Genomic DNA, 24,361 nt, shown 5'->3' on the forward strand with positions numbered 1-24,361 from the left:
TTTTTTATTAAAATAACTTATAGACCCCAAAATTTAAATTCCGCAAAGTTTCCTCTTGGTGTACTTACTTGACCTTCTATAGATTCAACAAAAACGAGTCTTATATATCTATATTTTTCTGCTGTAGGTTGAAAAACTGTAGTAAATGTAGAAGCTTCATTAGTCTCAAATCCACCCAGTTTTACCCAACCTTTTGCTGTAGCATCTGCTTCCCATACTGCTAAAGGAACATCATTAACATCAACAGTCGTTTCTCCTAATACAATATCATTAGTACCCCAAAACTGCATGATTTTTGGACTTCTTTCTCCACAACAGCCATACCTTTCATAAAGTTTAAATTCTGTTAAATTAAATTCAAACCCCATATCAAAACTCATTACAAAGGGATATAAATCACTTTTAATATCACAACTATGCCAGTAATCACCGGTATCTGTAGTTATACCATTAAAAAGCTCGCTATAAGAGCCTCTGCTACTACAAGTTGTAGCATCGCCCGGTAATATTAAAGGTATGATTGTAGAACTTTCTATAATAAATTTTGATGGAAAATTAAACTCTGACATCGCTTTGAAGGTTTCAAACGCTCCTTGCTCTGGATAAAAAGTGCTTTCTACTTTATACTCTGATCCTAATTGAATAGCAGGCAAAATAGTTTCCGTTTCATTGTTTGCAACTATAACCGTTTGTGTTTCACCTGAAGCATCTACGTAAGTAAGCATTGTTTCTATAGTACCTTGGGCTGCACCTCCCCAAGTAAACTTAGTTCTATTTTTATAAACAACTACAGAACTAACACTTCTAGTAAGCAAGGTGCTTTCATACTTATTGCCATATACTTTTGTAGTAATTTCTCTTGGTATAGATGTATTTCCTGAATTATCAGTAAGAATTATTTTAAAAGTATAATTCTTTTCTTCTAATTCTAAATCTACTGAAACTTCTTCATAACCACTACCTCTTCGTTGTATATCAAACTCTTTGTTAACACTTCCATCTAATGAAGTAATGATACCTTTATTTATTTTAGGATCACTGTTAAGTCCTACAATCAATCGTAGTTTATTATAACCATGTTTAACAATTAAAGTATCTGCTGCACCTATGTATAAGGTTTCTCCATCTTTAATAAATTCTTGATAAGTTTCTTGAGTTGTTTCGCAAGCGGCTATAGCTAAAAAGGGTATAATTAATAAATATAACCAATTTTTTATTTTATATAATTTCATAATTTTAATAAGTTTTTATTATTAATCAGGACTTCCATAAACTTCAACTTCCATTAAATGTATAAACTTAGAGCTTGACCAATTAAGTTTAGTTACGAAACGAATGTATCTTATTCTGGGAGCTTGTATTGAAAATTCTACTTCTTCGCCTTGTGATGCTCTTTCATTATCTGCTGTTGTATTTTTACCGATACCTGCAGGGGTGCCTGATGGTTTTATTGTTTCACCTTCATAAAGTAACGTCCAGCCATTCTCTAATGATGCACCATTATCTGAAGGCCGTTCATCGATGCCCCAAATGTCATATATTTTAGGATTTCCATGGGCATATCCATATCCACGTTCATGTCTTTGCCACCATTTCATTCTACTTAGTTTGTGGCTTGCACCTAAATCGATGGTAAATATATGATACTTATCATTGTATGGAGGCACTAAATGACCAGGGTCTATTTGATCGGTATGCATGCCAGCATCTACTGTACTAAAATTAAATAAATTAGAAAACTTCCAACCAAAAGCCCCTGTTGTAATGTCTCCCGCTAATTTTGCTTCTTTAAAGTTTCTTCTATCATACTCTACTTCTGCAATTGGTGTGATTACCTCCTCATAGCGCTCCGTAATATTGTCCCAACGGTCTACTATCTCTATTGCAAAAGCTCTTGCTTCCGGTGGGAAAGATCTAAATGTATAAGTTCCTGTAGTTGCTCCTGATAAAAATAAAGATTGATTGTATACGTAGGTTCCAGTACCTGGATCTTTTACATAAAGCAAAATTTCAGCATCTATATTGTCTACGTTATCATAAAGAATTCCTACACCTCCAAATCCAGCTACTAAGTCTACTGTATTAAATAGTATATCAACTGGTGCTGCTAAAGGGTTGACTGTTACAGAAACACTTGAAGACACGTTATTACTTTTATCTACTACCTCAAGTTTAACCTCTTGGGTACTCGTATCTCTTAAACCTTCCAAAATTACCGAGTTGTTATACACAGATGAACTTGTAGAAACTGCTTTTCCGTTTCTTTTATAAGTAGCTTTTACAAACAAAGCATTTTCAGTAGTGGGCAACTTATATTCAATTTTAGCACCCCCTGGTAAGTTAGTAACAACAGCTTCTGTTATAGGTTCTGGTATTGTACTATCAGTATACAAAGGCCCTCTCGCTTCTTCTTCACAAGAATTAAGTGCCATACATGCTACAGTAATAGTAAGAATTTTCAAAAAAATAATTCTAAGTTTTTTCATAATATTAAATATTTTATTGTAGATAAATTACCAACCTGGATTTTGTATCAGTTTATTATTGTTAATAATATCTGTTTCAGAGATTGGCCACAAATAATCTCTTGACGAAAATTGTAAAGTACCTGTTGGAATAATGTTATAATAATCTGTTGTGCTTATCCCTTGTACATTCCAACCTTTTACATCTCTATTGAAAAAATCGGTAGCTCTTTTCCAGCGCTTGATATCCCAATAACGTTGCCCTTCAAAAACAAGTTCTATCATACGTTCTTGTTGCACGATTTCTCTAAAACCGTCTTTTGTTGTAGGCTTAGTTGGGTTGTTTGAAGCACTAGCCCAAGATGCAACTACGCCGTCGAGACCTGCACGCTCACGCACTTTATCAATCCATATTTGAGCTTCAGGAGTATTTCCTGATTCATTTAAGGCTTCAGCATATAATAAATATATATCTGCTAATCTTATTACAGGAAAAGGATACTGTTTGATAGAATATATACTATTACCATTATTCAATACATTTTCATAGTTTACTAGTTTTTTTGCTAAATAACCTGATATAGAAAATAACTTATTATCGATATTTCCAGATAACTCCCCTTTTTTGCCTCTATAAATAAAAGGATTCGATTCGCTTGTTCTTCCTTGTCCAAACCAAACACCGCCATCAAAAGCTAGAGAGGCATGAAAACGCGGCTCTCTATTCATATGCAATTTTGCCGTTTGAAAACCTAACTCAATATAATTTTCTTCTGAAGCATCAGCAGTTACCACATCATATCGATTTGCATAATCAAAATTCACATCTTCATCTATTGGAACCCCATTTTCTGTATAGAACATTTCTGCGATAGCAAGTGTAGGAGAATAGCTGTTCCCTAATTCTTCTCTTGAATCTGATGTTACATTCGGATCTATAATACCTTGTGCTTTTTCTTGTAGGTTGTCGGTTAAACTTCCTGTAGCTCCCCAAATAACCTCGCCATTCCATGGCATAGCCAAACTATTTCTTATTGATAATTTTCGTTTGGTTCTATCTGAAAGTCCTGAAATTCCATCCACATAATTATAAAGTTCTAAACCAGCTTCTTCAGCAATATCTATAGCTTCTTTACATGCTGTAGCTGCAAGCTCCCATTTTTCTTCACTATAGGTTTGATTAAATAAGTTATTCCCATCCTTATCTTTAAAAGTAGAATAATCGGTATTACCATTAAAAAAAGGACTTGCAGCAGTAACCATAACTCTAGCTTTAATAGCAGATGCTATTGGGGCTGAAATTCTACCATACTCTGTAATATCAATTATTGTATTTGGTAAATTAGGAATGGCTTCATCTAAAAGTTGCACGATATATGTAACAACTTCATCAATGGGTTTACGAGTTACTCTAACAACATCAAGACCAGCACCAACTTCAATATTCTCATCTATAATTGGAATAGGTCCATACATTCTCATTAAATAAAAATGGTAATACGCTTTAAGAAATTTAGCTTCTGCTTCCCAACGTACTTTTTCATCCAATTTAAGATCAAAAGGTTCGTCTAAATTCTCCAAAAATATATTACAATTACGTAATGCTATAAATAAGTTTTTTCCACTTGAATTAGCATTACCCCAATATCCAATTAAAGGATTATTGGTATTTTGTCCTCCAATAGATATTCTATGAGAATGCCAGTTTGAAGTTCCCATTGCATTAGCTTGTAAAAATATTTCATCACTAGCAATCAAAGCAGGATTACCTGTTGAAGCATCTGAAAAGTTTGGTAAAGCGTTATATAGTGTTGCTAAAAAACGTTCAGCACCATCTCTAGTCTCAAAAGCATCCTCAATAACGGCGACATTTTCTGGAACTACATCTAGATATTCTGAACAAGAAGTTCCAAGCAGTACCATGAATAATGCAATACTATTTTTTATGGATCTTATTTTCATTTTTTTTATATTAATTTCGTTATACATTTTAAAACAGTTTTAATTAAAAGCCTATCTGAAGTCCTACGTTTATTACACGTTGAAGCGGATAATTAAGCCCGTTTCCTCCTAACTCTGGATCCCATAATTTAAACTTACTCCAAACAGCTAAATTGCTACCATTAGCATAAAGTCTTAATCGTTGTAACCCTAATTTGCTGTTCTCATCCAAAAGGTTAAACCCAACTTCTAGCTGTTTTAATCTCAAAAATGTTCCGTCTCTCAACCACCATGTACTAGTTTTAACATTATTATCAACTACACGTGTAGATAGTCTTGGATATAACGCATATACATCTCTATTTTCTTCAGACCAATGATCATCTGCATAAACTTGTAATAAACCATTCTCTCCTAATGTTCCATTTCCTCCAAAAGTAGATCCTGTAGTACTGTTTAAAAACGGACCTGTGCTTATTGGATCTATAAAAAACGAACGCTCTCCTATACCTTGAAAAAATGCATTAAAATCCCATTTTTTATATCCCATAGAAAACCCAAAGCCATAGGTTATTTTTGGTACTTGAGGCTTTCCAATTGGTGCTTTATCTAAATCACTAATTTTACCATCGTTATTAAGATCTTTATATTTAATATCACCACCTCCATAATCGACACCAGGTGTACCGAATTGAGTAGGTGAATTTTTTGCTTCGTAATCGTCAACAAACAATCGCTCTGCAATAAAACCTTGAGCTACACCGGTATTATTACCAATGTTTGAACGCCAAGGTGCTCCAATTGCTGAATAGTCTGGCTCTTCAAAAACTTTGAATTCATTATCAGCATACACAAAAGTAGCTCTACCTTGTATCCAGAAGTCTTTATTAAAAGTGTGGTTTATATCTAATGAGGCATCAACACCAAAAGCTCTTACTTCTCCAATATTGGTTTGTAATAAAGCTTGTAAACCTAAGGTAGAAGGAATGTCTTGTCGTACTTGAAGAATACTGCTTCTGTTATCTTGAAAGATATCGGCTCTAAACTGTATATCATCATCAAATAGATTTAAATCTAAACCAATATTAACTTTTTCAGAAGTTTCCCAAGTTACTAATGGGTTTGCATAACGAGCAATAGACACCCCATTTATAGAAGTGTTGAATGTTTCTCCAAATGTATATCCTGTACCAGGATTATTAATATCAACATTAGATAAATAGAAAAACCTGTCTTGTCTACTATTACCAATTTGATCATTACCTACTATACCATAAGATGCTCTAAATTTAAGTTTACTTATAACATTAGATTTGAAAAACTTTTCGTTAGACACCACCCAACCTGCACCGGCGGAAGGAAAGAAACCAAAACGATTTTTTTTAGCAAATCGCTCTGAACCATTATACCCAAAGTTGAACTCGACAAAATAACGATCATCATAACCGTAACTAAACCTTCCTGCAAATGTAAGATTTCTACTAGGCAAAGATAGTTCTACAGTACTTGCGTTCCCATCTAAAAGGTCTCTAGCCGTCATAACCGCTAAACCTGTAACACTATGCTTTTCATTAAATGTTCTTGCGTAATCCAATGCTGTTTCCGTATAAAAAACAGAGTTGTTGGTTCTAGACCCCGGTTCTAACTGTAAAGCTTCATTACCATCCGAAACTGGTGATAACACATAGTCTCCTGACACAGGGTTATACTCAGTAACTCTATAGAAATAGGGTATATACGATCTACGATTTTCGAAAGCAGATGTTGTATTAATATTTCCTAAAAAACGACCACGTAAGCCAGGCGTTATTGAACTTAAATCTTGTTTTAATTCTAACTGAACCAAAGATAATTGTCTTCTATAGTCTTTATAGCCTCTTTGTAATTCAGCATAAGGATTATACCATGTTGGACCTGTTTGAGTACCGCTTCCCAATCTTGGTCCTTGATCATTACCAAATGGAATATGTGGGATCCCTTCTAAGGCTTCAGTGGGATCAAAAACAGCAGGAAAACGTACTGGACTTGTACGTACAGCTGCATTATAAATGGCATTTCCTCCTTGAAGAGGCCCTCTAAGATCGTCGATGGTGGCATGTAATCGCACAATCATTTCGGTATTTTGATGCAAATCCATATTAATATTAGATCTCAATAAATATTGATTGAACTTAATATTATTATTGAAGCCATTAGCGTTATCATTCTTTAAAAGTCCACTATCTGATGAGTAAGATCCTGCCACATAATAACGTACTTTATCACCACCACCTCTAACGTTTAGGTTAAACCTTGTAGATAAAGCATAGTCGTTAAATAATTTATCATACCAATCTACTTGTGGAAAAACATTAGGATCTAAACCACGTTCCACACCATCTATTTGTCTTTCAGTAAATGTTGCAAAATCACCTCTTGTTCTACCTGCTTCATTTTGCATTCTCATATGCGTTAACGGATCTGCTAATTTTATTAATGACACAGGTTGACTAAATGAAGATTCGTACCTCACATTCAAAACAGGCTTTCCTTTGATACCTGTTTTAGTTGTTACCAATATGATACCGTTAGCACCACGTGCTCCATATATAGCTGTTGTTGTTGGATCTTTAAGAACTGAAAAACTTGCAATATCATCTGGTTGTAATCTAGCCAAATCATCTACAGTTAACTCAACACCATCAATTAAAATTAATGGTCCATTTTGTCCATTAAAGGAAGCTACACCTCTTACAAAAAATTGTGCATTATCTGCACCTGGCTCTCCACTATTTTGGAAAGCTATTACACCTGAAAGCCTACCAGCTAAAGCAGTTGTAAGGTTACTAGATGGTATTTTTAGCTCGCTAGGATTTATGGTACTTATGGCTCCAACTACCGATTCCTTTTTCTGGGATCCATAACCTACAATTACCACCTCTCCAAGAGCTGCTAAATCGTCTTGTAATGTTACACTAATTGAGGGTGAGTCTCCTACCGTTACATCTAATGTTTTCATTCCAATATAAGAGAAGTGTAATACGTCTCCTTTATTGGCTGTAATTTGGAAATTTCCGTCAAAATCTGTTTGCGTCCCTTTTTTTGTTCCAATTACAGATATATTAACACCAGGTAAAGGAATACCTAAAGCATCTTTAACGATACCTGTCACTTGTTGTTGAGGTTCTTCTTTTAAATTAATTTTATCAGGAAGTATTACTATTTCATTTTTTTTGATAATGATTTGTCTTTCATCAACAACATACCCCAAATTAGAGCCTTTCAACACTTTATTTAAGACTTTACTGATGGGTTCTTTGTTAAATTTAATTTTACCAATAACTTTATTAAGTTCGGGCAACACATCATCATTAAAAAGAAAAACAAATTCACTTTGGTTCTCAATATTCTTAAATACATCACTTAAAGAGGCTTGTTCTAAGTCTATCTTCAAATTAACGTTTTGAGAATACGAATTGTCTGTAAAAGAATAAAATGAGAAAATAAATAAAAAAATTATGAGGTATTTCATAATCTGGAGGGTTTTGCTCCTAATAAAAACATAGAAGTCATAGTTTAGTTGGTTTTTTTCCATAATTTTGGATTAGTTAAATTAAACAATGCCTGTTGTAAAACAGGTTTTTGGCAGGACATGTTGGTAGCATGTCCTGTTTTTTTTATATCATATATCTTGTAGTATTTTGTATGTATTGCTATTCTTTTTTTCGTATTTACAAGAAGCAGCTGTTACAATATTTTTTAAAGTTTTATGAATGCTATCTGTTAGAAAAAGCTTTCCTGTAATGTTTATATTTGAATTTAATGTCTTATCAAATTCAATTTTAATATTATAGAATCGCTCCACTTTTTTCACGACGTCAATTAAAGATTGGCTTTCAAATTGTATAACTCCTTTGGTCCATAATATATAATCATGAGTATTCACTTTTTTAAGTAAAACATCTTTACTTTTATTATTCCAAGCCGCCAATTCTCCTGGCACCATTCTTATTTTTTCAGAACCAAATAATTTATCTTTAACAATATTAACCGATCCTTCTGCAAGAACAGTTAAAATAGATGCATCTGTATCATATGCTGATACATTAAACTTAGTTCCTAAAACTTCTATAGAAAATTCATCTTCAACAGTTTTAACTATAAATGGTTTATCTTTATTTTTTTCAACTTCAAAAAATGCTTCTCCTAATAAATAAACTACGCGTTTATTTCCTATAAACTTTTCAGGAAAAATAAATTGTGTTCCAGCATTTAAATGTACAATTGAACCATCTGATAGTTTTACTATACTTCTTTTTCCATAAGGAACTACAAGCGTATTTAAAACTTCTTTTTCTATTTTATTATTTGAAGCTAATGTATTATTTAGCGTATCTTTTTTATTTAAAATAACTTCCCCCGCTTCATCATATTCAATCAAAGACTCCTTTTCACTTATTAAATACTCTTCTCCTTTTGCTACGATTAATTTAGTTTCGGCAATGGAATCTAATGCGTAAGAATTTATGTTTGAAAAAGGTTTTATATTATTTGTGGAATTATAGAAGTAATAAAATAAGGTTGTACTTAAAAGAATTACTATTAATGCTGCATATTTGAGCCCTGATCTTAAAATCCTGTATTTACTTTTAGGTTTTTTAAGATTATGTATTCTAAAATTAACCTGTTCAATAATTTTTTGTTTTTCATCACGAGTCAACTTACTTTCTTCAGATTTAACTACTTTTAAAATAGCTTTTAATTGCATTATACTATTCTTCTCCTTGGAATTACTTTTTATATAGTTTTCCCAAAAAACAATACTATCTGGATTGGTTTCATATATCCAATCTAAAAATGTTTTATCTTCTAAATATTCTAAATTTTTTTTCATTCTAATTAAATTAATGGCAAACACAAGAAAGGGCAAAAACTATAATCTTGTAGACAGATTTTTACTTTTTTTAAAAATTTGGTTAAAATAAGGGAACCAAAGCTCCCTTATTTACTAAACAAAATATTAAATCTAGACATCACTAAACCTATATAAAGGTAGAGTGACACTTAAAGACTTTTTGTAGACACTTTTTTATTTTTTTTTCTAAAAAAATATAGCTAGATACAAAAAACAAAATATTTTAAAGAAAAAAAATGAAGATAAAAAACTAGATATTAGTCTTTTATGTAAAAAAACAAAAAGTGTGTAATAATATTTTTATTTTTTTTGTAAATGTCGCTTTTACGTAGCTTTTTTATAGCTCTATACACTTGTTTACGTACTGAATTATGATTTATTTTAGTTATATCGGAGATTTCCATATAACTAAAACCTTTATTGAACCTTAGGTACAGTATTTCTTGCTGTTTAGGTGTTAACTCTGCAATGAGCTTAGAAATGATCTTTCTTTTATGTTGTTCTCTTTCATCGGTAATGGTTATTTGTTCTATACTCGATTCTGATAATAAAGAGAATTCATTTATATTTTCTATGTTTCTGCTTTTTCTTTCTGCTTTTAACTTTCTAAAAAGAGTATGTTTCAAAACAGTAAATAAATAGAATTTTATATCTTTTGGAGTAGAAAGATTTTTTCTATGCTCATAAATATCTAAGAAAACATCTTGAATAGTATCTTTTATATAATCTCTATCTGGATATAATTTCATTCCATAAGAAAATAAATCATCGACATTGAGATTATAAATTGATTCAAAAGATTCTTTATCACCTTCCACAAATTTAGACCAAGAATATTCTTCTTTTTTTATGACACTCGTATCTTTTATCATACAAAAATTTAGCTTGAGGGATGGGGAATAAAGTTGCTATTATTCAATATTACCATTTTTAATCAAAATTAACAATTCATTATAATAAAAATGAAAATAAAACTTGATTAAAAAATTATACTATAAATTCTAACATACGTATTTATAAAGATAAATTGAAAAGTCTTTTTAGTATATTATTAAATAGTGAAGTGGTAACAATTTTTATTAACAAATTAATAAAGAGCGTGTTACATGTTAGGAAGGTACTTTTGTTTTATTTATTTACTGTTCTGAAGCATACTCTCTCTTTAAAATGTCAATTAAAAGTAAGCTCTTTAAAAAATTAAGGCGTTTTTTTTATATACTTGGGTATGTAACTAAAATTTTTTTCTTCGGTAAGTTTTCCATCTTTATAATATTTCCAAATACCATCTTTTTTATCATTTTTATACAACCCTTCAGCCACTAATTCGGCTTTAGGAGAATAATATTTTGAATAACCATGTAGTTCACCATTAACATAAATTAATTCACTTAACAACACATTTTTATTTGAATACATCACAGAAACACCATCAAGTTTCCCATTTTTATAAATTTGTTTTTCTGCTAGTTGTCCGCTAGGATAATACACGGTACGCTCTCCATTTAAACTACCTGAATCGTTATAATGTTCTAATGTTAAAAGTTTATTATTGGTTTTTTGATAATATTTCCATTCACCAATATATTTTTTGCCATCCATTTGCCCTTCACTAATAACTTTTCCAGTTGAAGCAAAAAATTTCACATAAGCTTTATTATCCGTTTCATTAAATTCCTTGGTAGCTGTTAAAACTGCCTTTTTCTTAATGTTTTTATAAAACTTAAATACGCCTATTTCTTTACCATGAGAAAAGGCTCCTTCATATCTTAAAATAGAAGTGCCATCAAAGTTCTTTTTCCAAATACCATGATACTTTCCATTGGTATCCAATTGATTAATTTCCTGTGCTAAAACTAGTGTACTAACAAATAAAAAAAGGATTGTAAAAGCTCTTTTCATAAAAACGACTTTATAATATTTTTAAATTCTTGAATAACCTATAAACGAAACTATGTCTTTGAAATTGTGTACAACAAAAAAGCTGCCAATTAAGGCAGCTTAGAAATTATTTTTTACGCTTTTGCTGCGTTTGTTTTTGCTGTTCTGCCTGTTCCATCATTTGTTTCATTTTTTGCTGGAAACGACTTTCTTTTTTAGGTTTCTTTTTATTTTCTTGAATTTGAGCATGAATTTTATCCTCGTCAAGAATATAGTTTTTAATCACTAAAATAATACCAATACTAATTAAGTTTGAAATAAAATAGTACAAACTCAATCCTGACGCATAATTATTAAAGAAAAACAACATCATAATTGGTGAGAAATACATCATATATTTCATCATTTTCGCCATATCTGGCATCCCTTCTTGTGTTGGTTGCGACGCCATTTGGTCTCCTGTTGTTAAACGCATATAGAAGAAAATAGCTATAGACGCTAATATGGGGAACAAACTCACGTGATCGCCATAAAATGGAATTTTAAAAGGCAATTCTGCAATGGTATCATAGGATGATAAATCTTTTACCCAAAGGAAGCTTTTCTGTCTTAAATCAAACGCTGATGGGAAAAACTGGAACAAGGCATAAAACACGGGCAATTGTACCAATGCTGGTAAACACCCTGCCATAGGGCTTGCTCCTGCCTTATTTTGTAATGCCAAGGTTTCTTGTTGCGATTTCATTTTATTGTCTTTATGCTTTTCGCGAATGGCATCTAATTCTGGTTTTAGAATTTTCATTTTCGCTTGCGATAAAAACTGTTTGTATTGAACAAAAGACATTATTAACTTAATTAATATTGTCATTACAATAATGGCAATTCCGTAAGGTAAAAAGTCTCCTAAAAATGTAAATAATGGAATAAAAAGATATTTATTTATCCAACCAAAAATACCCCAACCTAAAGGCACTACTTCATCTAAATTTCTATCGTATTTGTTTAGAATTTTATAATCACTTGGTCCATAATACCAGTCCATAGACTTGTTAATCTCACCTCCAGCCAGTTCCAAAGGAAGTTTTACTGAAAAGGCTTTAGTATATACGGTATCTACATCTTCGTTTTGAACTAGGTTCTTCGATTCGAAAGCCGCAGTTTTAAAAGGTGTATCGGTTAATAATATAGAAGTAAAGAAGTGTTGTTTAAAGGCTACATAGGTAACATCTTCGGCTGTATCATCAGATAGTTCACTTTGTCCTAAATAATCATCTTTTCCATCTTCATATTCAAAAACAACCTCAGTATATCTATTTTCATAAGAAATACTTTTAGCATGACGATACGTTTTTAAATTCCAATCTAAATTAATAGGTTGCGAACTATTAATAACATCGCTTAATCCTTGTGAACGGATGGCAAAATCCATCATGTAATCACCATCTTTCAACTCATATCGGTATTCTAAAAACTTGCTCTCAGACACTTTTAGCTTCATGGAAACTATAGTGGTATTTCCGTTTTTAGTAACCGTAGGTTGAAAATATAAATCTTTAGTATTTAGTATTCTACTATCTGTAGTTCCAAAATTAATATTTAATGAAGCGTTATTATCTTTGATAAGATAAATAGGCCTGTCCTTAAAATCGGTGTGTTTTTTAAGTTTCACTTCAGACAGATATCCACCTTTATTGTTGAATTTTAAAGCTAATAAATCGCTCTCTACAACGGTTTCCTCTTTTGTTGATGCGGTTGCTGCAGAATAAGCAAAAGCACCTAATTTATTTTTTAAATTTACTAATTGAAGCGAATCAGTTGTACCAACTGTAAAATCTTCAGCAGTTGTTACCTTGGTTTTTTCTTGTGTTTTAGCTTTATTTTCAGCTTCAACTTGTTCTTGCTTTGCTTTTTCTTGTGCTTCAAGTTCTTCTGGCGTTGGTTGATTTTGCCAAAGCATGTACATTAATATTCCGAAAATAAGTAAAAACCCTATAATCGAATTAACATCTAATTTTTTTTCTTCCATGTTTTTTCTATATAAAACCTCACAGATTTTTATACCTGCGAGGTCTGAGAATTGTTATTAATCAAAAAACTGACCACTATTAATTTTGTGCCATTCTGACACTTGACTTTTTCTTTTTATAATTTAAAGCAGCTTTTACAAATGCCACAAACAAGGGGTGTGGATTAGCAACGGTACTCTTATATTCTGGATGGTATTGCACTCCAACAAACCATGGATGACTTGGTATTTCTACAATTTCTACCAACCCTGTTTCAGGATTTAAACCAGTAGCTACCAAACCAGCAGCTTCCATTTGTTCTTTGTATTTACTATTAAATTCGTAACGATGTCTATGACGTTCTTTGATACTTTCAGTTTTATAAATATCGCGTACTGCACTACCCATTTTTAAATCACAAGCCCAAGCACCTAAACGCATGGTACCTCCCTTATCGGTAATGTTTTTTTGGTCTTCCATTAATCCTATTACTGGGTTTGTTGTTTTTGGGCTCATTTCAGTAGAATCTGCATCTTTAAGATTTAATACGTTTCTAGCAAATTCTATTACAGCCATTTGCATCCCTAAACAAATACCGAAAAATGGCACCTTATTTTCACGTACAAATCTTACGGCATCAATTTTACCTTCAATACCACGCTCTCCAAAACCTGGCGCCACTAAAACACCATCCAAATGTGCTAGCTTTAGTTTAATATTATCTTCATTTAGATATTCAGAATGTACCGATTCAATATTTACTTTTACTTCATTTTCAGCCCCTGCATGAATAAATGCTTCTAAAATAGATTTGTATGAATCTTGCAACTCTACATACTTCCCAATTAAACCAATAGTAATTTCGGTTTTCGGGTTTTTATGACGGGTTAAAAATTGATTCCACTTGGTGATATCAGGTATAGAACTATTTAAGCCTAATTTTTTAAGTACCACCTTATCTAAACCTTCTTCCAACATGAGATTTGGAACATCGTAAATGGTTGAAGCATCAATAGATTGAATAACCGCTTCTTCCCTAACATTACAGAATAAAGCTAATTTCCGACGTAAGTCATATGGTAAATCATGCTCGGTTCTACAAACCAAAATATCGGCTTGTACCCCACTTTCCATTAAGGTTTTTACACTGTGTTGCGTGGGTTTGGTTTTTAATTCACCTGCAGCTGCTAAATAAGGTACTAAGGTTAAATGGATAACAATACCGTTATTTTCACCCAAATCCCAACGTAATTGACGTACGGCTTCTATATATGGCAACGACTCAATATCACCAACAGTTCCTCCTATTTCGGTAAGAACAATATCGTAATCGCCCGATTTTCCTAAAATCTGAATACGTTCTTTAATTTCATCGGTGATGTGAGGTACTACTTGTACCGTTTTACCTAAAAACTCACCACGACGCTCTTTTTGTATCACGCTTTGGTAAATACGTCCCGTAGTCACATTGTTTGCTTGACTGGTCGGCACGTTTAAAAAACGTTCGTAATGTCCTAAATCTAAATCGGTTTCTGCTCCATCTTCAGTTACATAGCATTCGCCATGTTCGTATGGATTTAGTGTTCCTGGATCGACATTGATATATGGATCTAATTTTTGAATGGTTACTCTATAACCCTGTGCCTGTAATAGCTTAGCAAGTGATGCTGCTATGATGCCTTTTCCTAAAGAAGATGTAACCCCACCGGTTACAAATATGTATTTTGCTGTAGTTGTCATGTTGCGCTTATAAACGCAGGCAAATTTACAAAATTTAAATAGTTATTCTCGAATAAGTTTTTAGTTATTTCATGAGAGTTTTAAACAAGAAGTTTGGTAGGAAAATTAATTTTAGTTTGGTTGAAAAATTTGATTTTAAAATAAACTAACTTTCTTTAACAATTACTATATTAGATTTGTGACAAGATGGAGTTCTTATATTACCAATTTAAAGATAACTATTACTAGAGAAGAAAATACATTAACTACAGATACAAATAATGTTACCTACCAATGGGTAGATTGTAATAATAGTAATGCTTTTATTGATAGTGAAACCAATAAAAATTTTAACGTTACGGGCATAGGGGCTTATACAGTACAAATACAACAACTAGAGATTGTGTATTAACATCGGCTTGCACAAGTATCACTACTTTAAATACTGCAGATATTAGGCTAAATAACTTTACAATATACCCCAACCCGTCAAAAGATCTATTTAGTTTAAATTTTAATAGTATAATTGATGAGGTAACTATTATGATTAGCGATGTACATGGCAGCATATTACAATCTAAAAAGTATAGTAATACAAACTATATTCAACTAAATTTAGAAAATGAAGCTCTCTTTTCCAACCACTATCCTTTCGGATACTGTTTCTTAATATTCCGTATCAACTCTTCTAATCCGTTTAATTTAAGTTCATAGACTTGCTTCAGCATATCGCCTAATTTCCCTTTGGGAAAGCCTTTTTGGTTATACCAAACCACATAATATTCGGGTAAATCTATTAAATACCGGTCTTTATACTTGCCAAAGGGCATTTTGGTATGAGCCAGATCTATTAAAAATTGTTTGTCTAACACTTGTTATTTAACTTCGATAATAGTTAAATCGCTGTACTTTACTATATAAGTCGCATCGTTATAATAGCCTCCTAATAATTTCTTTTTATAGGCGAATTTGTTTTCTACATATTCTGTTAATGGTGCGTTGTTTACAGACATGTACAAATCTTGCGCAGTGGCTAAACGTAAAACAACATCCATAGTTAAATCGAATCCTTTTACAGCACGTTTACTTGGTGTTGTATTGTAGATTTTTGTGTAGCGTTTAACAAAAGAATTGTTTTCGGTGTCGTTATATGATTTTGAAGCTGTAGCAAAATGAAACTGAAGTTTAGACAAGTGGTCGTTTGAAACTTGGTCACCTTCAAAAGCTGAATTAAAATTAGTTGTTACTAAAATAATTTCAATAGCATTTGGATTGCCTTCTGTTCTTTGATTTAAGGAAGCCAAAATACTTGTTACATTCGAGACAAAACCTTCACTTTGTGTTTCTAAAAACACGATATTTCTACCTGGTTTTAAGGCACTTCTTATATCTTCTACATACACAAAATTCTCATCCTTATCTTGTTTGTTTTTTCTTGAATATACTGATTTAGCATAGCTAAACGACGTTTTGATCTTGTTTGCTACCGAATCATTTTTTGTATCTGAAACAATAACAATATTTTTAACTAACGAATCTGCTTTTACAAAATTTACCATTCTATCTTTTAACAAGTCGTCCGAAGGTCTCGATTGGAACACATTATCGTACAATTTTAAATTAGTGCCTATGGGAGATACTACAGGTATATTATAGGCGTGTAATTCGGTAGCCACTTTATCAAAGGTTTCGGGTGTTAATGGTCCAATAACCGCATCGACATCTTCAAAATTATTGTTTTTAATTATTTTAATGACTTCGCTTATTTGATATTTGGTATCATAAACATCTACTTTAAGTGAAATACCTAATGATTTTAAGGAATCTAAAGCGGTTAAAACACCACTATAAAAATCGAGGGAAGCATCTAGGTAAGGGTCTTTTTTTATGCTGGTTTTTATCTCAGAAATAGAATCAAAATCTACTCGATTCAACCTAAAAGGTAACATAATCGCAATATGTTTGGTGTCAAAATTAGTTATCTTAGTTTCTAAAGGTGTCCTTTTAGTAACTATTCCACCCGTATCAATCATTTTATTAGAATATGGAATTTTTAAAACCATACCTTCTTTTAAACCCGTGTCTTTTAACTCTGGATTCAAAGCCTCCAAGGTCGCTTGCTCTAAGCCCAATTTAAGTTTTAAACGATAAAACCCTTCTTTAGGCAATACATTGTAATAACTGTATTTTTCATCTACTTCTTTAACATCGTCGCTAACCATATTGGGTACATACACTTGTTGTCCTTCTTGCAATATTTCGCCTATACCTGGGTTTAAAGCATTTAATTCTTCAACCGTAATACCAAATTGATATGCTATACGCCATTTACCTTCTTTAGCTTTTACTATATAAGGTTGAGTAGTCGCTTTAGGTTCTTCTTTTATTATTTTAAAAACAGGTATTTGAAGCTTATCGCCTTTTTGTAAGGTATTGGCATACAAAAAAGTATTATGGGTTTTTATATCATCCTCAGTAATTTCATAACGCTTTGCTATACTGTATAAAGTTTCTTTTTTGCTGGTTCTATGCTCTTTAAACCCTTGCAATTCTTTAGTAGAAATAACAGTAGGCTTTTTTGCTTTAGAAATAGGAATGATTAAAATAGTATTGGCTTTTAATTCTTTTTTAGCATCTGGGTTTAAGGAATATATATCGGAAATTGTAACGCCATAACGAGTAGCAATACCTTGAATAGTTTCTCCATTTTTAACTTGATGGGTGCTAAAGTTCTGAGCCGTTAAAGCATTAATGTTAAAAATTAATGTAAAACATAAAGCGGTTAAGAATTTAATCATGTAAATCTATTTTTTTTTAATTACGTTAAGAACAAAACGGTCTTTTTCTATATACATATAGCATGCCAAAAATAAAGCAAATAACTAGCATTTATTTAATTCCGACTTTATTATATACGTTCAATCTATATAAATAAGATATTTAACACATTAAATATAACTTATAAATATAATAAACGCCACCAACTTTTTACTATCTAATAAACTCCTTTATTCCCATTCGATGGTGGCTGGTGGTTTTGAACTAATATCATAAACAACTCTGTTCACGCCTTTTACCTTATTTATAATATCGTTGGATGTTTTTTGAAGGAACTCGTATGGTAAGTTCACCCAATCGGCAGTCATACCATCGGTACTTTCAACCGCTCTAAGTGCCACACATTTTTCGTAGGTACGCTCATCACCCATAACGCCTACACTATTTACAGGCAATAACATAGCGCCTGCTTGCCACACTTTATCATACAGTCCCCATTCTTTTAATCCGTTAATAAAAATAGCATCAACTTCTTGTAGAATACGTACTTTTTCGGCAGTAATATCACCTAAAATACGGATCCCTAAACCAGGTCCAGGAAATGGATGACGTCCTAAAAGTTCTGGATCAATCCCTAAAGTAGCACCTACACGTCTTACTTCATCTTTAAAAATAGCCCGTAATGGTTCTACAATTTTAAGTTTCATAAAATCGGGTAAGCCACCTACATTATGGTGACTTTTTATAGTTGCTGAAGGTCCGCCAGTAGCCGAAACACTTTCAATCACATCAGGATAAATAGTACCCTGTGCCAACCATTTGACGTCTGTAAGCTGGTGTGCTTCATCATCAAAAACCTCTATAAATGCATTACCAATTGCTTTTCGTTTCAACTCTGGGTCTTCAATTCCTGCCAAAGCATCAAGGAAACGCTTAGAAGCATCCACTCCTTTAACGTTAAGTCCCATGCCTTCATATTGTTTTAATACACTCTCATATTCATTTTTACGAAGCAATCCGTTGTTAACAAAAATGCAATATAAATTCTTGCCAATAGCTTTGTTTAACAAAACTGCTGCGACGGTAGAATCTACACCTCCCGATAATCCTAAAACGACTTTATCGTCTCCAACTTTTTCTTTAATAGCCGCTACAGTTTCTTCTACAAAAGAATCGGGAGTCCAATCTTGATTTAAACCTGCAATATTTACTAAAAAGTTTTCTAACAGTTGTTTCCCGTCGGTAGAATGATATACTTCTGGGTGAAATTGAATCGCATACGTTTCTTCGTCTTCAATCCTATATGCTGCATTGGCAACATCGTGTGTACTTGCTATTAAAACACCGTTTGTGGGCAATGATTTAATAGTATCACTATGGCTCATCCAAACTTGGCTTCCTACATTAATATTTTTGAAAAAGTCTTCCTGCTCTTTAATGAACGATAATTTAGCACGACCATATTCTCTAGTATTAGATGGAGCGACTTCACCTCCCGAAAAATGTGCTAAATACTGCGCACCATAACAAACGGCTAGTAAAGGTTTTTCACCTCTAATATGCGTTAAATCGGGGTGTAAAGCGTTTTCACCTCTTACCGAATAAGGGCTACCAGAAAGTATAACTGCTTTATACTCTTGAATATTTTTTGGAATTTTGTTGAATGGATGTATTTCGGAATAAATGTTGAGTTCTCGAACTCGACGGGCAATAAGTTGTGTGTATTGCGATCCGAAGTCTAAAATAAGTACCTTGTCATGTTGCATGCGCAAAAATAGCAAGGATTTTATAATTACGATTTATGATTTATGATTTTTTTTAAAATTTTAAACCATGCTCTCTAAAATCATCTGAATGTCTTTTTTTGTGGTATCTGGATTTATGAAACAAAAACGTGATACGGTTTCAAAACCATCTCCGGTTTTCCATTTTGTAGGTGTTACTAAAGCAAAACCTTTTTTATGATTTTCATAGGTCCAATGCGTATAATCTTCTGGCTCCCACCCTATCCTTCTATACAGAACACAGGATAAACTCGGTGCTCTAACCAACTCGACATGTGGCATTTGTTCTATTAATTTACCTGCTATTTGCGCCAATTCTAGACCACGTTCTACGGCTTGTTTATACCTTTTAGTTCCATGCATTGCCAGTGAAAACCATAAAGGTAAGCCGCGTACACGACGTGTTAATTGTATTTGATAATCGCTTGGATTAAAACCCTTAGCTCCTTCATCTTTAAAAATATCTAAATAGGAGCCATCTTGCGAATGGGCTTGTTTCGCTAATTCTGGTGTTTTATAAATAACAGCACCACAATCGTAAGGTGCAAACATCCATTTGTGTGGGTCTATAGTAATACTATCGGCCATTTCTATACCATTAAATAAATGCCTCACCGAATCGGCAACCAAAGCACCTCCACCATACGCTGCATCTATATGAAACCACAACTTTTCCTTTTCACAAATTTTCCCTATACCAAACAAATCATCAATAATACCAGCATTTGTGGTACCTCCCGTTCCTACAACAGCAAACAATCGCTGACGTTGGTGAGTTGTTAGATTGTTAATAGTATTTTGCAACGCTTCTCCTTCCATTCTATCTTCGGTCTCTACAAGCAAGACATCTATATCCGCTACTTTTGCCATCGCTTTAATGGAAGAATGTGCGCCTATAGAAGTAATAATAAGTCCTTTTTTCTCTTTATTCTCTTCATTTAAACTTCTCCAAGATTCTCTTGCTGTAACTATTGCTGAAAGATTCGCAGCCGTACCACCACTGGTAAATACACCAAAAGCACCTTCTGGCAAGCCTGTTAAAGAGACCATCCAACGCATGGCTTCGTTTTCGCAAAAAATACCCCCTGCACCTTCCATCCAATAGGCTCCATGAATACTCGATGCCGAGGTTACCAAATCGAACATAATGGCTGCTCTAGTTGGAGAAGCTGGTACAAAAGCTAAATTTCTAGGATGGTCTAAGGGTACATTAGCATGCATTAAATGTTTTTTCCATAAATTAAACGCTACTTCACCTCCTATCCCTTCAGTCGTAATGGTTTCACCCACCAATGCTTTTAGCGCCTCTTCTTTTTGAGGCTTTCCTATTTTATTAGTTGTTGATGAAATTCTATCAATGGTATATTTCATGACATCTAAAGTCATCTCTACCAATTCAATGTCTATTTTGTGCATGCTATACTATAGTGTTAATATGGTGAACTCATGTTTAAGCGGATTTAGGCTAGCCATTAAAGCAGGAATTAACTGTGTTCCATATTCTAAATAAAACTCAGAGAAATTGGTATTCCGTTCTTGTAGGCTTCCGTTGGGAAATAATTCATTTTGAATCTCGGTCATTCTAAACACTTGATCAGACAGTTTTGTTTTTTGAGCATTTAATAAGCGCTTTTCTAAAGCATCCAATCCTTTCAATTGCTTCACTTCTTGTGCTTTTACTGCGCCTAAAAAAGATTCATCGGTTTCTTCTGCTAATTTATATAAATCCTGAAACTGTTGTTGTAAATGTTTTTTTTGTTCAGTAAAATCAATCTCAATATTTGAAATTTCTCTTACCTTTTTGTTAATAAATGCATGGCGCTTTAAAAAAACATCTTCATTTGAAATATGAAGCTTTTTAAGCTTTTCAGATTGCTTTTCAGATTGAATCAATACTGAATTACGCAATAGCAATATAGGAAAAGGTATATTAACTTTATTAAAATATTGTTTTAGCTGAAACCAATACGCCAACTCGCCACCACCACCTATATAGCATAAGTTTGGTAGAATAACTTCTTGATATAAAGGACGCATAATCACATTAGGAGAAAACCGTTCTGGCGCCTCATAAAGGTGTTTTAATATCTCACTCTTGCTCCAAGATATATGAGTATTATTTACTTTATAAACGCCCTCTTCAAAAACGATACGTTCTCTTAAATTTTCGGTTAAATAGAATAAATTTATTTCACGTGGGTTTACTTGAATTCCGTAATTTGATAATTTGTTTATGTGTTCATTTATTTCCGATACCTTTTTAAATGAAGTTTGATTGAGTAACTCATCTTCTACAAAAGGGATAAACTGTTTTTTTAATGCAGCATCATTAGCATCCATAATTACTAAACCGTAATCTTTAAACAATTCGTTTGCTAAAAATCGGGTTGCATCTGCTAAATTTTCATGTTTTAAGTATGCTTCCTCAAATAATGTTTTTAAATATTCGGCATGCTTGCTTGTTCCTAATTCTAACGAGAATAAATTTAATACAGCATCTAAACCTTCAGTAGATAATTCGCCTACGCCTCCATTAGCTTCTTTATTCCAGTGTACTTTTTTTCCTTTGAAGTTAAAATAGTTTATTTCTTCAAAATCATGATCTTCGGTTGCCATCCAATAAATAGGCACAAAATTATATTCAGGATAGCTTTTCTTTAATTCATTTGAAAGATTAATTGTAGATACAATTTTATATAGAAAATAAAGCGGTCCTGTAAAGAGGTTTAGTTGATGCCCTGTAGTAATAGTGAAGGTGTTTTTAGAATTTAAACTTTCAATATTTTTTAAGGTAGTTACAGAAGTTTCACTATTTTGATATTGCTTTTTTAGCCTTTTTACTAGAACAGTTCTTGACTCTGCTAGATAAGACTCTGCTTTCTCTTCAATTTGCGTTTTAAAATTTTCAAGCTTAGGAAAGTTATTATAAAAAGGCTTTAACTCTGGTTTTTCATCTAAATAATCACAAATTAATGAAGAAAAATATCCTGTTTTTTTAAATGAAATAGTATCCGTTAACATATAAAACATAAAGTTGAACTGTAAAGATACAGTTATTCTAATTTTTGAAATCTAAAAAATAAGTTAAGAATTTTGATTAGTCATTAAAACAAAAGATTATAGTTTAAATACTTAAATGTAAATGCTGGCTTTCAATCCTAAATTTTAAAATAACACGCCACAGCTAAAACCTCTTTCTTTTAATGTTTTGTTAACCTTGTTTACATTGCAATAACCCTAAATTAATCAAACCACAGTATTGAGTTAACAACTATAAAAACCTCTAATAATACCTTTGAAAACTAAAGTAACAATCAAAAAAAATATTAGATTATGAACAAATTATTAAAACTATTTTTATTCCTTTTTGTAATAACTTCAACAAGTACAGTGCTTATAAGCTGTGAAGGTGAAGATGGTATAAACGGAAGTGATGGAAAAGATGGCGTTGATGGACAGGATGGTAAAGATGGAGAAGATTCTACACCCTCTACCATGATGTTTACTAACAAATCATCATTATCGCCATTAGTTCAAATGCATTCGCAGTTTAGTACTGTAGAAGCTTACTCTTTAATAAGCTCTACCGATGTGCTTTCAAACGGTTTTCGTTTAGTTGGAGCTCAAGATGGGGCTGGGTTTTTAAAAGATGGTGATGAATACATATATGTGGTTAATGCAGAAGACGATTATGGTGTGTCTCGCATTCGTTTGGATAAAAACCTAACTCCTATTAAAGGAGAGTGGTTACTAAATGCTGGCGTAGCCGATTATGCAAGACAGTGTTCTGGAACCATGTGGGAAAAAGCAATTCATGGTGGTGACAAAGACATCTTTTTATCAGCTTCGGAAAGTATCGCTTACGATGTTAAAGGTATAGACCCATGGATAACAACCCCTACGCCTACTGCCGATTTTGGTTTGGATGCTCTTGGTGAATTTTCTTGGGAAAATGCCGTACCACTTCCAAAAGGTGCTTTCTCTGGTAAAACAGTCATTATTGGAGGTGATGATGACTCTAGCGGATCAAAAGGACAGGTAACTATGTATTTATCTGAAAATGGTGATGCCGATTTAGAAAACGGTAAAATATATGTTTTAAGATTTAAACAAGTTTCAAACGGTACGGGTGGCGCTATGAATGTTACAGCTGCAACGACTTATGATGAAGGTGCTCTTGATTTCGGAAAAACCTATGATGTAGAGTTTGTAGAGATTGTTAATGGTGCTGCCATGACAAAAAATGAAATGGAAACCGCTTGCACCGCTGTAAACGCATCTCAGTTTATAAGAGTTGAGGATGTAGATTATCAAAAAGGAAGTGATGCCAATGGAAGAAACGTTTATTTTGCGGTAACTGGCCTTGGTCCAAATACAGGAGATGTTAACGACTGGGGAACGGTTTACAAATTACAGCTAGATGCTACAAATCCATTACTTGGAAAACTAACTCAAGTTATTAGCGGTAATACCGATACTAATAATAAAGACGGAAATCTATCTTCTCTTCAAAGTCCTGATAATATTTGTGTGACTGAAAACTATATTTATTTCCAAGAAGATCCGAACTCTTTTAGTAGAGGCCATGCAGCATACATTTACCAATCGGATCTAAATGGTAATAATACTAAAGTTGTTTTAGAACTTAAAATAGAAAGTAACCTATCGCCTACTGGTAGTACAGGTCTTTCTGGTGAATTCGGATCGTTAGTAGATATTTCTGATAAAGTAGGTGTGCCAGATACATTCGTTTTAGCACTACAACCACATTATTGGAAAAGCACTGATTTTTCATCAACAAATTTACCACATAATGAAGGTGGACAAATTGTTATATTAAAAGGCCTACCTAGATAAAAAACATATTATTTCTTAAGAAAAAAGATCTCCATTACA

17 protein-coding genes are annotated in these 24,361 nt (G+C 32.7%); 3 read left to right on the plus strand and 14 right to left on the minus strand.

Annotated elements, in window-relative coordinates; translation table 11 throughout:
- Positions 1-17 precede the first annotated feature (17 nt).
- The 9 genes from QLS71_RS17375 to QLS71_RS17415 all read right to left on the minus strand — a co-directional run bounded on the left by QLS71_RS17375 (position 18) and on the right by QLS71_RS17415 (position 14,924).
- Complete coding sequence (locus tag QLS71_RS17375) at positions 18-1,232, minus strand: DUF4998 domain-containing protein (RefSeq protein ID WP_308992051.1); 1,215 nt, start codon at positions 1,230-1,232, stop codon at positions 18-20.
- 21 nt (positions 1,233-1,253) lie between these two features.
- Positions 1,254-2,486, minus strand: a complete 1,233-nt coding sequence (locus QLS71_RS17380) for a DUF5000 domain-containing lipoprotein (RefSeq protein ID WP_308992052.1) — start codon at positions 2,484-2,486, stop codon at positions 1,254-1,256.
- Positions 2,487-2,513: 27 nt separating this feature from the next.
- The gene (locus tag QLS71_RS17385; RefSeq protein WP_308992053.1) at positions 2,514-4,427 is read right to left on the minus strand and encodes a RagB/SusD family nutrient uptake outer membrane protein; all 1,914 of its coding nucleotides are present in this window, start codon (positions 4,425-4,427) and stop codon (positions 2,514-2,516) included.
- Positions 4,428-4,470: 43 nt separating this feature from the next.
- A complete protein-coding gene (locus tag QLS71_RS17390; RefSeq protein ID WP_308992054.1) occupies positions 4,471-7,917 on the minus strand; it encodes a TonB-dependent receptor in 3,447 nt (1,148 codons plus the stop codon).
- A 150-nt stretch (positions 7,918-8,067) separates the two neighbouring features.
- A complete protein-coding gene (locus tag QLS71_RS17395; RefSeq protein ID WP_308992055.1) occupies positions 8,068-9,279 on the minus strand; it encodes a FecR family protein in 1,212 nt (403 codons plus the stop codon).
- A gap of 278 nt (positions 9,280-9,557) precedes the next feature.
- Positions 9,558-10,172, minus strand: a complete 615-nt coding sequence (locus QLS71_RS17400; RefSeq protein ID WP_308992056.1) for a sigma-70 family RNA polymerase sigma factor — start codon at positions 10,170-10,172, stop codon at positions 9,558-9,560.
- A 325-nt stretch (positions 10,173-10,497) separates the two neighbouring features.
- Complete coding sequence (locus tag QLS71_RS17405) at positions 10,498-11,199, minus strand: toxin-antitoxin system YwqK family antitoxin (RefSeq protein WP_308992057.1); 702 nt, start codon at positions 11,197-11,199, stop codon at positions 10,498-10,500.
- A 106-nt stretch (positions 11,200-11,305) separates the two neighbouring features.
- Positions 11,306-13,204 (minus strand): membrane protein insertase YidC, encoded by a 1,899-nt coding sequence (gene yidC, locus QLS71_RS17410; RefSeq protein WP_308992058.1) that lies wholly within the window; start codon positions 13,202-13,204, stop codon positions 11,306-11,308.
- A 79-nt stretch (positions 13,205-13,283) separates the two neighbouring features.
- The gene (locus QLS71_RS17415; RefSeq protein ID WP_308992059.1) at positions 13,284-14,924 is read right to left on the minus strand and encodes a CTP synthase; all 1,641 of its coding nucleotides are present in this window, start codon (positions 14,922-14,924) and stop codon (positions 13,284-13,286) included.
- A 178-nt stretch (positions 14,925-15,102) separates the two neighbouring features.
- Here QLS71_RS17415 and QLS71_RS17420 point away from each other — a divergent pair, with 178 nt between their 5' ends.
- On the plus strand, positions 15,103-15,315 hold the full coding sequence (locus QLS71_RS17420; RefSeq protein ID WP_308992060.1) for a hypothetical protein: 213 nt from the start codon (positions 15,103-15,105) through the stop codon (positions 15,313-15,315).
- 62 nt (positions 15,316-15,377) lie between these two features.
- Complete coding sequence (locus QLS71_RS19235; RefSeq protein WP_369077083.1) at positions 15,378-15,617, plus strand: T9SS type A sorting domain-containing protein; 240 nt, start codon at positions 15,378-15,380, stop codon at positions 15,615-15,617.
- Here QLS71_RS19235 and QLS71_RS17425 read toward each other — a convergent pair.
- The 5 genes from QLS71_RS17425 to bshC all read right to left on the minus strand — a co-directional run bounded on the left by QLS71_RS17425 (position 15,548) and on the right by bshC (position 22,486).
- Positions 15,548-15,775, minus strand: coding sequence for a DUF3820 family protein (locus QLS71_RS17425; protein WP_308992061.1), 228 nt, complete (start codon positions 15,773-15,775; stop codon positions 15,548-15,550). The two genes, QLS71_RS19235 and QLS71_RS17425, sit on opposite strands and share 70 nt — an antisense overlap.
- Before the next feature lie 3 nt (positions 15,776-15,778).
- The gene (locus tag QLS71_RS17430) at positions 15,779-17,701 is read right to left on the minus strand and encodes a LysM peptidoglycan-binding domain-containing protein (protein ID WP_308992062.1); all 1,923 of its coding nucleotides are present in this window, start codon (positions 17,699-17,701) and stop codon (positions 15,779-15,781) included.
- A 210-nt stretch (positions 17,702-17,911) separates the two neighbouring features.
- Positions 17,912-19,447: a glutamine-hydrolyzing GMP synthase gene (gene guaA / locus QLS71_RS17435; protein WP_308992063.1), complete on the minus strand. Its 1,536-nt coding sequence runs from the start codon at positions 19,445-19,447 to the stop codon at positions 17,912-17,914.
- Between the two features lie 60 nt (positions 19,448-19,507).
- A complete protein-coding gene (locus tag QLS71_RS17440) occupies positions 19,508-20,881 on the minus strand; it encodes an aminotransferase class V-fold PLP-dependent enzyme (protein ID WP_308992064.1) in 1,374 nt (457 codons plus the stop codon).
- 6 nt (positions 20,882-20,887) lie between these two features.
- Positions 20,888-22,486, minus strand: a complete 1,599-nt coding sequence (gene bshC / locus QLS71_RS17445) for a bacillithiol biosynthesis cysteine-adding enzyme BshC (protein ID WP_308992065.1) — start codon at positions 22,484-22,486, stop codon at positions 20,888-20,890.
- A gap of 312 nt (positions 22,487-22,798) precedes the next feature.
- On the opposite strand from bshC, the gene QLS71_RS17450 reads away from it, so the two are divergent.
- Positions 22,799-24,322 (plus strand): hypothetical protein, encoded by a 1,524-nt coding sequence (locus tag QLS71_RS17450; protein ID WP_308992066.1) that lies wholly within the window; start codon positions 22,799-22,801, stop codon positions 24,320-24,322.
- Positions 24,323-24,361: the final 39 nt, after the last annotated feature.

The organism is Mariniflexile litorale (assembly GCF_031128465.2).
Lineage (GTDB): Bacteria > Bacteroidota > Bacteroidia > Flavobacteriales > Flavobacteriaceae > Mariniflexile > Mariniflexile litorale.

Bases quoted from the DNA above. Each gene is read 5' to 3' on its own strand.
- QLS71_RS17375 (WP_308992051.1), bottom strand. From the start codon at position 1,232: ATGAAATTATATAAAATAAAAAATTGGTTATATTTATTAATTATACCC.
- QLS71_RS17380 (WP_308992052.1), bottom strand. From the start codon at position 2,486: ATGAAAAAACTTAGAATTATTTTTTTGAAAATTCTTACTATTACTGTA.
- QLS71_RS17385 (WP_308992053.1), bottom strand. From the start codon at position 4,427: ATGAAAATAAGATCCATAAAAAATAGTATTGCATTATTCATGGTACTG.
- QLS71_RS17390 (WP_308992054.1), bottom strand. From the start codon at position 7,917: ATGAAATACCTCATAATTTTTTTATTTATTTTCTCATTTTATTCTTTT.
- QLS71_RS17395 (WP_308992055.1), bottom strand. From the start codon at position 9,279: ATGAAAAAAAATTTAGAATATTTAGAAGATAAAACATTTTTAGATTGG.
- QLS71_RS17400 (WP_308992056.1), bottom strand. From the start codon at position 10,172: ATGATAAAAGATACGAGTGTCATAAAAAAAGAAGAATATTCTTGGTCT.
- QLS71_RS17405 (WP_308992057.1), bottom strand. From the start codon at position 11,199: ATGAAAAGAGCTTTTACAATCCTTTTTTTATTTGTTAGTACACTAGTT.
- yidC (WP_308992058.1), bottom strand. From the start codon at position 13,204: ATGGAAGAAAAAAAATTAGATGTTAATTCGATTATAGGGTTTTTACTT.
- QLS71_RS17415 (WP_308992059.1), bottom strand. From the start codon at position 14,924: ATGACAACTACAGCAAAATACATATTTGTAACCGGTGGGGTTACATCT.
- QLS71_RS17430 (WP_308992062.1), bottom strand. From the start codon at position 17,701: ATGATTAAATTCTTAACCGCTTTATGTTTTACATTAATTTTTAACATT.
- guaA (WP_308992063.1), bottom strand. From the start codon at position 19,447: ATGCAACATGACAAGGTACTTATTTTAGACTTCGGATCGCAATACACA.
- QLS71_RS17440 (WP_308992064.1), bottom strand. From the start codon at position 20,881: ATGCACAAAATAGACATTGAATTGGTAGAGATGACTTTAGATGTCATG.
- bshC (WP_308992065.1), bottom strand. From the start codon at position 22,486: ATGTTAACGGATACTATTTCATTTAAAAAAACAGGATATTTTTCTTCA.
- QLS71_RS17450 (WP_308992066.1), top strand. From the start codon at position 22,799: ATGAACAAATTATTAAAACTATTTTTATTCCTTTTTGTAATAACTTCA.